This is a genomic window from Streptomyces sp. NPDC088252, assembly GCF_044740965.1.
Lineage (GTDB): Bacteria > Actinomycetota > Actinomycetes > Streptomycetales > Streptomycetaceae > Streptomyces.
This window is the reverse complement of sequence record NZ_JBIURS010000037.1, coordinates 44742-54826: the sequence shown is the minus strand read 5'-3', so window position 1 is coordinate 54826 and position 10085 is coordinate 44742. Positions and strand designations below refer to the sequence as shown.

The window sequence follows — 10085 nt, the reverse complement described above, 5'->3', positions numbered from 1 at the left end:
CACCGCTCTCACAGAAGGCCTGCAGGACCGTGTTGGGGATAGGTGTCTTCGCCCGACGCTGCCCGGCCACCGAGCACCGCTAATACCGGATTAGGATGGGGAGTTGCTGTGCGCGTATGGCTTCGAGTTGCGGCTCTCATGTTGGGCGGCACAGCCGGCTTGACCGCCTGTACGGGGGAGACGGCAGCGGCTCGACAGTCGGCCTCACTCCAGGACAGATGCGTAGCGCCATGCCCGACCGCGAGAGCCTCCCCGCCGGGTGGCGCGGCGAAGCAGATCCCGAGGTGCGTGACGGAAAGGATGCCTTCCGCGATTGCGTATCAATGGCCGTGACGTGCAAATCTGCCAGCTTGGTCGCCATGGGGTCCGACTCGTACGACGAAGGAACGGTGAATCGGCCCGCGGGGGACCGCGAGCACAGGGCGGCGGTGTTCGTCTTTTCCTTCGACTCCCCCGAGGGCGCGAAGACGGTCATGAAGAATCTCGTGGGAGCGGGACGAGAAGCAGAATCACCCCAGCCGGTGAAAATCGAGGCCGGCGCACAGGACCCCGAGGCGTACAAGCGGCTCCGGTACCTACAAATCTCAGGTGATAATGCGCGTCGACAAGGTCGTGATAGGCATCCTGGGGGAAGAACTCAAGCAGCCCAGGGACATCCAGCCGATCGCGGAGACACTTGTCGACCGGGTCAAGAAGGCATCACAAGGTAAGAGTTCCACTGCGTAGGTTGAGGCTGCGCCCCGCCGCACAACTTCCATGGCACACGGTCAAGGATCGCCGGCACAGGACAGACGGGTCAGGTGCCCACCGGGTACCGCATCCCATCGGGAAACGGCGCCGCGCCATCGACCGGGACCAGGCACTCGCCCTGCTCGCGGACGGAATCCGGGCGGGAGCGCACTGCCCGCTGCCGGCCGGATAAGGAGCTTGGGGTGCTGTGAGCGGGCGCGGGGCGCACGCTGAAGACATGAGCGCCCCGATAGTCGTCCACGGCCTGTCCCGCACCGGCGGGCGGAGAGTCACGATCAACGGGGAGATCGCCGGGCTCGCCCACGACGACCGCGACCTCGTCGAGTTCCTGAGGCGGGCCGGACTCGAAGACGCCTGGGATCTCCTCGACGACCCGCACTGGATCGAGTGGCGCGGCAGGCGGGCGCACCGGTACGAGGCGGCGTGACGAAAGCCCCGCCGAACAGGTGTGCGCTCCGCCGAACCGTGCGTCGAGCCGGCGCAGTGCGGCGTAGGCATCGTCGCGATCCTCTACTGGCCCGGCCCCGACGACGGTTGGCGCCCGACCCTGCCCCCAACCGATGCCACCTCCCCCTCACCGTCTGATCACAAATCCGTCACGTCAGGAGTACGCGCCTCACCGGCAACGAAGCCCGGCTACGGTCATTCCTTCATGAACCACCCTTGGGGGGACGACTTGAACACCCGCACACCTCCCGCCGCGCTCGGCTGTCTGGCCACTCTGGCCCTGGTCGGCTGCGACCCGGCCACCACAAGCCGGCAGCCCGCTGCTCCGACGTCGTCCGTCACCACCTCGGACACGTCACCGCCGGAGGCTGCCGACCGGCGCCGACGCCGAGGTGGGCGGCGACGGGTTCTTGTGGGGTGACGTCCGTGAGTACTAACTTGACTCTGTCGGTGATCTTGGGGTTTCCCAGTGCGCGAGCATGATCGGCGGGCATGCTCAGTGCTGTTTCGAAGGCCGATACAGCTGCAGAGGTGTCCGTTGTCGCTCCATCCCCGCTCCGGTGAGCAAGTCCCGCCTCTGACCGCCCAGACAATGGAACGGCCCTCCCGCCGAAGCGGGAGGGGTGACATCACTCGGGTTCGTCGACGGGCGGGATGTCAGGCTCAAGGAACAGCCCGGCGTACTGCGGTACCGGCTGCTCTTCGACGAGTCCGAGGTCGACGAGCGTCTCCATGTCGGCAGCGCTGTCGTCGATGCGCCGCTGTGCCTGCCGCGGCGGAATGTCAGCCATCAAGTCTCCTGTACATCAAGGTTGCCGCCAGAACGCCGAGGCCGAGGAGGCTGCGGGACTGGTCCGGCGCGGGAGTGGCGGCGCCAGTACGGCGGCACACCAGAGCATCCGGATCATCCGGCGGCACTTGGAGACTGTAGCCGTCCGGCGGGTCTGCCCGTTCTTGCCGTCGCGCCCGTCCGTACCATTCTTGCCGTCGGTGCCCGGCGGGCCAGCAGGGCCGGCCCTGGTCGCCCTACGGCCCGGGGGGACCGACGACGGATACGCCGGGCCCGCCGCGGCTGCCGGGCCGGCCGATCATCGGGGACTCCCCCAGCCGCTCCGCCTGTCGAGCAGCGCGCGCCGTCCGCGACCACTCGGGGAGGCACACGGTCGCACGCCCCCTCGCAGGCGCCCACGCGGCGGGTCCGGGCCCGGCACGAAGTCGCCGTCACTGCGGGCTTCACGGCGGAAAACAGGTGGAGCCGGAAGATCCGAGCTGGTAGTTTTGCGATCATGTCCAGCCCCGAGTCCGACAAACACTAGCCACCGGTCCGCCGGTGGCCGAAATCGTCGGCGAACCGATCCGCACGGTCGAGTACCGGTCACGAGGTCGTTTCGACCCGGCTGCCGCCGCTGGACCACCGCAGTGTGGGCTGCGTCTTCCCGTACGCGCACGTGACGCATCCGTGCGCGGATTCTCCGGCTCCGGCGCCTTCCGCGTCGCCGGGTTCCGTCCATGACCACCATGGACGTCCTTCCGCGTTGCCGCTCGTCATCACGTTCGGGCGCGGCCCACACCCCCTGTCTGGTCCATCCATCAGCCATCCATGGGGTTCCTCATGCCATTCGCTGTGTACGCGCTCGGGCTCGCCGTCTTCGCCCAGGGCACATCCGAGTTCATGTTGTCCGGTCTCGTCTCGGACATCGCCGCCGACCTCCACGTATCCATTCCGGCAGCGGGGCTGCTGACCTCGGCCTTCGCGGTCGGGATGATCGTCGGGGCGCCGTTGATGGCGCTCTTCAGCCGCAACTGGCCTCGCCGCCGCGCGCTGCTGTTCTTCCTCTGTGTCTTCAGCGCCGTCCATGTCGTCGGCGCGCTCACCCCCGGCTACGGGGTGCTCCTCGCGACCCGGGTGGTCGGGGCGCTGGCGAACGCCGGCTTCTGGGCCGTGGCGCTGGCGACCGCGGTTTCCATGGTCGGCCCGGAGGCCCGAGCGCGCGCCACGTCCGTGGTGGTCGGGGGCGTCACCATCGCGTGTGTGGCCGGAGTGCCCGCCGGTGCGGCGCTGGGCGGGCACTGGGGGTGGCGGTCGGCGTTCTGGGCCGTGGCCCTCGTCTCCGTACCGGCCGTCGCCGTGATCGCCAGGACGATTCCGGGGGGACGGCCGAAAGCCGCCCCCGCGCGCGCGGGCGTCGAGCTGCGGACCCTGGCCCGGCCACGGCTGCTGCTCACCCTCCTGACGAGCGCCCTCGTCCAAGGGGCGACGTTCTGCGCGTTCTCCTACTTCGAACCGCTCGCCACCCATGTCACCGGGCTCGGTGACGCCTGGGTGCCCGCCCTCCTCGCGCTGTTCGGCCTGGGCTCGTTCGTCGGGGTGACCGCCGCGGGCCGGCTCGTCGACGCACGGCCTCTCGCCCTCACCACGGCCGGCCTCGTCTCGCTCGCCGTCGGCTGGACCGGCTTCGCGCTGAGTGCGGGGAACCCGTTCGCGACGATCTCGCTCGTCTTCGTCCAGGGGCTGCTCGCGTTCGGTACCGGGACGGCTCTGATCTCATGGGTGTTCCGGCTGGCAGCCGACGCACCGACCCTGTCCGGCTCGTTCGCCACGGCCGCGTTCAACGTGGGCGGCGCGCTCGGCCCCTGGTTCGGCGGCCTCGCGATCGATGCGGGACTCGGCTTCCGGTCACCGCTGTGGGTGAGCGCGCTGCTGATGGCCCTGGCTCTGGGAACCGCCTGGGCGTCACTGGGAACGCGCCGGGCCGTCGACCGTGGTCGGGACGGCGTTCCCGCGGTGTGACCGCCGATGGATGAAGCCCCGCCCGGCGCTGAACGGGCGGGGCCGTCCTGATCACAGCAAGCAGCCAGCGAGCGGGACAAGGACATGGACCACCGTATCGGCGGCCACTGACAAAGGCGCCGCACGCCGGGTTCCGCCGTCCTTCGGAGCCGACGGCGCACTAGGATCTGCCGCACACACGCGAACAGGGGGATCCAGTGACCGAGGACCGCGATGGCATGGTCGTCTACTGGCGGCCCGGCTGCCCGTACTGCATGAAGCTGCGCCTGCAACTGCGGCTCACGAAGTTGCAGTACACCGAGGTGAACATCTGGCGCGACCCCGAGGCGGCGGCTTTCGTCCGGTCCGTGGCGGACGGGAACGAGACCGTGCCGACGGTCACCGTGGCGGGCAGGCCCATGGTGAATCCGTCCAGGCGCCAGGTGCTGGAGGCCGTCCGCGTCGGGGCTCGGCAGAAGTGAGCCCCGTCGGGGCGAGCCGTCAGAGAGCCAGGTCCACGACGACCGGGGCGTGGTCGGAAGCGCCCTTGCCCTTGCGCTCCTCGCGGTCCACATAGCTGTCCTCGACCGCCGTGACGAAGGGCGCGTTGCCGTAGACGAGGTCGATCCGCATGCCCTTGTTCTTCGGGAAGCGCAGCTCCCGGTAGTCCCAGAAGGTGTAAGGACGGTCGTACTTGAGCGGGCGGGGCATGACGTCGGACAGCCCCTCCTGGCGCAGCGCGGCGAGCGCGGCCCGCTCGGCGGGTGTGACATGGGTCGCACCCTCGAACAGTGCCGGGTCCCATACATCCTCGTCGGTCGGGGCCACGTTGAAGTCGCCCAGGACCGCGAAGGGCTGCGAACCGGCGGCGTCCGCCGCGACGGATTTCTGCAGGGCCTCGAACCAGCGCAGCTTGTACGCGTAGTGCGGGTGCTCGATCTCCCGCCCGTTGGGCACGTACACCGACCAGACACGGACCGGGCCACAGGTCGCGGAGATCGCCCGGGGCTCCTCCACGCCTTCGTACCCGGGGCCCTCGGGCAGCCCCTTGACGACATCGGCCAGGCCGACCCGGGAAACCAGCGCGACCCCGTTCCACCGGCCTGTGGCGTTGACCGCGGATTCGTAGCCGAGCTCGCGGAGCGCGTCCGCCGGGAACTGCTCGGCGGTGCACTTGGTCTCCTGGATGCACAGCACATCCGTGCCGGTGCGCTCCAGCCAGGCCAGCAGTCTCGGGAGCCGGGCGGTGATCGAATTGACGTTCCAGGTGGCAATGCGCATGTACGTAAACCTAGCCGCTCCCACTGACAGTCGCCGGACCGGTGCCGGTCACAGGTCGGTCGAGTCCCCCGGGGTCAGCCGGCCGTGGTCGGTGCGGCCGAGGCTGCCGATCTGGGTGTCGTAGATCGGGCGGGCCAGATCGGTGAGCAGTGCGTCGTGGATGTCGATGGCGCGGCGCGGCCCGACCTCGCGTACGTAGTCGATGACCTCCGAGATCTTGTTCCAGGGCGCCATCACCGGAAGCATCAGTGTGTCGACCGGCCGGTCGGGGACGGTGAGGGCGTCGCCCGGGTGGAAGACGGAACCGTCCACCAGGAAGCCGATGTTGGTGATCCGCGGGATGTCCGGATGGATCACCGCGTGCAGTTCGCCGTGCACCTGTACCTCGAAACCCGCGGCGGAGAAGGTGTCGCCGTGACCGACGGTGTGGACACGCCCGGGGAAGGCCGCGGCGAGCCGGTCGGCGACGCTGCGCAGGGTCCAGATCTCGGCGGCCGGGTTGGCCTCCATGCCGGCGCGCAACCGCTCCTCGTCGAAGTGGTCGGGGTGCTCGTGCGTCACCAGCAGCGCGTCGGCGCCGACGGCGGCGTCCTGCTCCGAGAAGCCGCCCGGGTCGATGACGAGCGTCTGCCCGCCCTTCTCCAGACGGATGCAGGAATGCGTCTTCTTGGTCAGTTTCAGGTGCGCGGGGTTCATGGCCCCATCCTGCTACGGACGGGGCGTCGTTTCTTCCTGAATCACTGTCTGGGCGATCGAGAAGGCGGCGCTCGCGGCCGGTACGCCGCAGTACACGGCGGTCTGCATCAGCACCTCCTTGATCTCGGCCGGGGCGAGGCCGTTGCGCAGTGCAGCCCTGACGTGCGCGGCCAGGCTCTCCAGACGGCCGGAGGCGACCAGCGCGGTGAGCGTGACACAGCTACGGGTGCGGCGGTCCAGGCCCTCGCGGTTCCACACCTCGCCCCAGGCGTAGCGCGTGACCAGCTCCTGGAAGTCACCGGTGAAGTCGTCGGCGGCGGCCATGGCCCGGTCCACATGGGCGTCGCCCAGCACCTCGCGGCGCATCTTCATGCCGGACTCGTACGGGTCGGTGCGTCCGGTGGTCCCGGTCTCGGGCTGTGGGGTGGCGGCGGTGATCTCCGCGACGGGCAGCACGGGGGCGGAGAGCTGCGGGGTGTGCGGCGGTACGGGGATGGCGGCGAGGGTGTCCTGCCAGGCCGTGGAGAAATGGGTCAGGAGCAGGTCGGTGACGGCTCCGGGCTGCTCGACCGGGGCGAGGTGCGAGGCGCCGGGGACGAGGGCGAGCCTGGCGTCCGGTATGCCCGCGACCAGGGTGCGGGCGTCTCCCGGCCCGGTCACCTGGTCCTCGGCTCCGACCAGGACGAGGGTCGGGACGGTGATACGGCCGAGTTCACCACGGATGTCGAAGGCGGCGAGGGCTTCGCAGGCGGCGATGTAGCAGCCGGGGTCGGTGGTGCGGACCATCTGGACGGCCCACTCGACGATGGCCGGCTGGGCGGCGGCGAAACCGGGGGTGAACCAGCGCTCCGGTGCGGTCCGGGCCATCGGCTCCAGACCGTTGGTGCGGACGACCACCCCGCGCTGGCGGAATTCGTCGGCGCTGCCGAACCGGGGCGAGGCTGCGACCAGGGCGAGCGAGGCGACCCGGTGCGGGTGACGCAGTGCGAGGTCCGCGCCGATCGCGCCGCCGATGGAGCAGCCCGCGTACCCGAAGCGCTGGACGCCGAGTCCGTCGAGGGTGGCCAGCAGTCGGTCGGCGAGCTCGGTGACGGCGGAGGCCGGGCGGGCGGGGGCACCGCCGTGGCCGGGGAGGTCGAAGCGGAGCACTCTCCAGTGCTGGGTGAGCTCCGGTATCTGCCGGTCCCACATGTGCCATGTGGTACCGAGATAGGGACCCAGGACCAGGACCGGTGCGTCTTCTGGCCCGTCAAAGCGGTATTGCAGGGTTTCAGCCGTCGTCTCACTCACCCGCCCACGCTCCCACATCTCACAACAGCCCCTATGACGGGGTCACGATCGCATGGCCCTGACCAGGTGGAACACCTCGCGGGCGGCGTAGCGTTTGAGGCACCGGACGATTTCGCGTCGGGTCTTGCCTTGCTTGAGTCGGCGTTCGCAGTACTCCTGGGTGCGCGGGTCGCAGCGCAGGCGGGTCTGCACGATCCGGTGCAGAGCGGCGTTGGCCTGCCGGTCGCCGCCGCGGCGACACTCCGAGCCGGACGACGATCGCCGCCTCCGTGACCGATGGGTCCTGGACCGACACGGTCGTCTCCTGGTCGACGGGTCCGTACTTCTTCGCCGCCGAGGCCGTCCTGCCGTTCCTCACGGCGGACGCCGTCCGTAGCGTCGTCGACGTCATCACCGAACGATTCTGCGGTTCCCTGCTGGCCCTGGGCACGGCCGGTCCGGGGGTCGTCGACGCCCAGGACGAGCACGACGCGCTCAGCAAGGTCGAGGCGCGTATGCAGTGGGCCTGCGCCAAGCCCGCCGAGATCGCCGTATGGTGCCCGGGACCGAGGTGCTCGCGGCCAAAGCCCACGTCCCGCCGGCCCGATGCGCTCTTCGCCCGCGGCTCGACGGCCTACGGCGAGTACTCTTGCGGATCGACGGCCCTGCAGCAGCCTCCGACCGTCGGCCTGTCGCAGCCGACGGTCCCGGTCAGTTGATGATCAGCTCGGCTGCGGGATCCTCCCCCAAAGCTGCCGCCGTGGCCACCGGGTCGAGAACGTGGGCAGCGAAATGCACCCCCGGCGGGACGTCGCATTCCCGTACGCGCAGGGTGGCGACGGCGGTAAGGAACCCGCTCAGTTCGTAGGAGTCGTCGGTCCGCAGAACGAGCGTCCTGTGCGGCGGTCCGTCCACCCGGCCGTCCCACAGGTGGAACTCCTGCCCGTACCAAGCCCCGTACCGGCTCACGTCCTCGGAAGCCGCGGTGACGAGTTCCGCGGTGTCCGTGCTGTCCAGGGCCCAAGCCATGGCCAGTTCCTCGGCGAGGCGCTTGCCGCCGAACACGGTGTACCAGTGCACCTGGTCGATACCCGTCACGCCGGCGAGCCGGGCAGCCTCGGTGGAGAGATAGGGGTACGCGCTGACGGGACGAGGGAAGGCGTCGAGCCGCACTTCACGGCGAGGGACGAGCGCCCGGTCGACCACCCGGCCGCCCTGCCAGGCCGCCGCCGAAACGCCGTGTTCAGGGCCGCGACCCAGGATCACGTCACCGGCGGCGGCCGGAGTCAGGGGGGCGACACCACCCAGATACGCCTCCAGCCGGACGGGGCGTGCCGCACGGCCGATCAGCACGCGGGGCAGCAGCCCCGAAAGGCCGGGGAGTGCCCCGGCGGAGAGCACGGCGCGCCGCCCGGCGTCCGTCCACCGCGTCGCCCCGCCCTCCTGGTTCAGTCGGACGCTCACCGGGTCGTCACCGGCGGCGTCCACGTAGTCGGCGCCTCGTCGCAGGGCCGCTCGCGCGACAGTGTCCAGCACGCGGTAGGAAGGCCCGGCGCAGTTCACGAGTATCCCGCAGCGCGCCGCGAACCGGTCCAGCGCCTCCGCGTCCATGAGGTCCAGCGCGACGGCCGTCACATCGGGGCCGTCCGCCCCCAGGCTCCGGATCAGGGACTCCGCGCTCGAGGGGTCACGGCCGGCGATCAGGAGAGGGCCGGCACCCGCCCGGTGAAGGCGGCGTACGGCCGCGCTGCCCACCGCTCCGTAACCGCCGATAACGCCGATGGTCCTGCTGTCCATCCGAAGCCCTCCTGTTTCCGCGGCCCCATGGGCCGCCCCCTGCATACTCAATGAAAATGATAACTATTATCAAAGACTGCTACTCCGCAGTCGTTTGCGACAGGAGACGCGATGTACGACGTGATCGTGGTGGGCGGAGGGCCCGCGGGCCTCAACGCGGCCCTGGTGTCCGGACGTCAGCGCAGGCAGGTGCTGCTGCTCGACGCGGGGAATCCGCGAAACGCACCCGCCGAGGAGATGCACATGTTCCTCAGCCGCGACGGTTTTTCCCCCGCGGAGCTGCGCAGGATCGGCCGCGAGCAGCTGACCGCCTACCCGAACGTGGAGATCCGGGAAGGTTCCGTCACCCGAGCCAAGGACACGGCGGCAGGGTTCGCCCTCGCCTTGGCCGACGGGGGGTCGGTGGAGAGCCGCAAAGTGGTCCTGGCCACCGGGCAGGTCGACGTACTCGAAGAAGTGGCGGGCGTCTCCGACCTGTTCGGGCGCGGGGTCTACCACTGCCCGTTCTGTCACGGCTGGGAGACCAGCGGGATGACCCTGGCGGTCCTCGGACACGAGGTTTCCCAGGTGATGCAGGCGCTGTACGTCGCCGACCGGTTCAGTGACGACGTAATCGTCTTCACCAACGGGCACCCGGTTCCCGGGCAGGCCGCCGACCGGCTGGCAGCCGCCGGGATCGGCGTCGTCGAGGACACGGTGACCCGCGTCGAGGGCGAAGCCGGGGCCATACGCCTGGTGCTCGGTGACGGACGGGTGGTCGGGCGGCAGGCCGTGTACCACCGTGCTCCGACCCGACAGCACTCGGACCTCGCCGCACAGTTGGGCTGCGCGATCCTCCCCGACGGCTGTGTGCGGGTGGACGAGTTCCAGCGGACCACGGTCGCCGGGGTCTACGCGGCCGGCGACATGGCCCGGCTGGAAGCCCTGCCCGACGCCCTCACCTTCGTGATCACGGGTGCCGCCGACGGTGCGCGGGCCGCCGTGTGGCTGGACCAGGAGCTGTTCCGCGAGGACGCGGGCCTGAACGCCTGACGGACCCGTGGCGGAGGGCGTCCGGCACCCCCCGCCACAGATT

At 70.2% G+C, this 10085-nt stretch carries 11 protein-coding genes; 6 read left to right on the top strand and 5 right to left on the bottom strand.

Annotated features, from left to right (window positions below; all coding sequences use genetic code 11):
- The first annotated feature begins 588 nt into the window (after positions 1–588).
- The gene (locus ACIOHC_RS40235) at positions 589–726 is read left to right on the top strand and encodes a hypothetical protein (RefSeq protein ID WP_351086485.1); all 138 of its coding nucleotides are present in this window, start codon (positions 589–591) and stop codon (positions 724–726) included.
- A 241-nt stretch (positions 727–967) separates the two neighbouring features.
- The gene (locus ACIOHC_RS40230; protein ID WP_351086487.1) at positions 968–1177 is read left to right on the top strand and encodes a hypothetical protein; all 210 of its coding nucleotides are present in this window, start codon (positions 968–970) and stop codon (positions 1175–1177) included.
- A 649-nt stretch (positions 1178–1826) separates the two neighbouring features.
- Here ACIOHC_RS40230 and ACIOHC_RS40225 read toward each other — a convergent pair.
- The gene (locus ACIOHC_RS40225) at positions 1827–1988 is read right to left on the bottom strand and encodes a hypothetical protein (RefSeq protein ID WP_351086488.1); all 162 of its coding nucleotides are present in this window, start codon (positions 1986–1988) and stop codon (positions 1827–1829) included.
- An 821-nt stretch (positions 1989–2809) separates the two neighbouring features.
- Here ACIOHC_RS40225 and ACIOHC_RS40220 point away from each other — a divergent pair.
- Both ACIOHC_RS40220 and ACIOHC_RS40215 read left to right on the top strand, forming a co-directional pair.
- Positions 2810–3988, top strand: coding sequence for a Cmx/CmrA family chloramphenicol efflux MFS transporter (locus tag ACIOHC_RS40220; protein ID WP_351086490.1), 1179 nt, complete (start codon positions 2810–2812; stop codon positions 3986–3988).
- Between the two features lie 218 nt (positions 3989–4206).
- The gene (locus ACIOHC_RS40215) at positions 4207–4449 is read left to right on the top strand and encodes a mycoredoxin (protein WP_389638696.1); all 243 of its coding nucleotides are present in this window, start codon (positions 4207–4209) and stop codon (positions 4447–4449) included.
- Between the two features lie 19 nt (positions 4450–4468).
- Here the strand turns inward: ACIOHC_RS40215 and ACIOHC_RS40210 are convergent, their stop codons facing one another.
- From ACIOHC_RS40210 to pcaC, 3 genes are read right to left on the bottom strand one after another with little or no spacing between them, the layout of a single operon-like run.
- Positions 4469–5248, bottom strand: a complete 780-nt coding sequence (locus ACIOHC_RS40210) for an exodeoxyribonuclease III (RefSeq protein ID WP_351086493.1) — start codon at positions 5246–5248, stop codon at positions 4469–4471.
- Between the two features lie 48 nt (positions 5249–5296).
- The gene (locus tag ACIOHC_RS40205) at positions 5297–5944 is read right to left on the bottom strand and encodes an MBL fold metallo-hydrolase (protein WP_351086495.1); all 648 of its coding nucleotides are present in this window, start codon (positions 5942–5944) and stop codon (positions 5297–5299) included.
- Between the two features lie 12 nt (positions 5945–5956).
- Entirely contained in the window at positions 5957–7252 is a 1296-nt protein-coding gene (gene pcaC, locus ACIOHC_RS40200; protein ID WP_401846461.1) for a 4-carboxymuconolactone decarboxylase, read from the bottom strand.
- A 251-nt stretch (positions 7253–7503) separates the two neighbouring features.
- Between pcaC and ACIOHC_RS40195 the strand changes: the two genes are divergently transcribed.
- A complete protein-coding gene (locus ACIOHC_RS40195; protein WP_365693466.1) occupies positions 7504–7932 on the top strand; it encodes a hypothetical protein in 429 nt (142 codons plus the stop codon).
- Here the strand turns inward: ACIOHC_RS40195 and ACIOHC_RS40190 are convergent.
- The gene (locus ACIOHC_RS40190) at positions 7925–9010 is read right to left on the bottom strand and encodes a saccharopine dehydrogenase NADP-binding domain-containing protein (RefSeq protein WP_401846458.1); all 1086 of its coding nucleotides are present in this window, start codon (positions 9008–9010) and stop codon (positions 7925–7927) included. The two genes, ACIOHC_RS40195 and ACIOHC_RS40190, sit on opposite strands and share 8 nt — an antisense overlap.
- Before the next feature lie 111 nt (positions 9011–9121).
- Between ACIOHC_RS40190 and ACIOHC_RS40185 the strand changes: the two genes are divergently transcribed.
- A complete protein-coding gene (locus tag ACIOHC_RS40185) occupies positions 9122–10042 on the top strand; it encodes an NAD(P)/FAD-dependent oxidoreductase (protein ID WP_365693470.1) in 921 nt (306 codons plus the stop codon).
- Positions 10043–10085 lie beyond the last annotated feature (43 nt).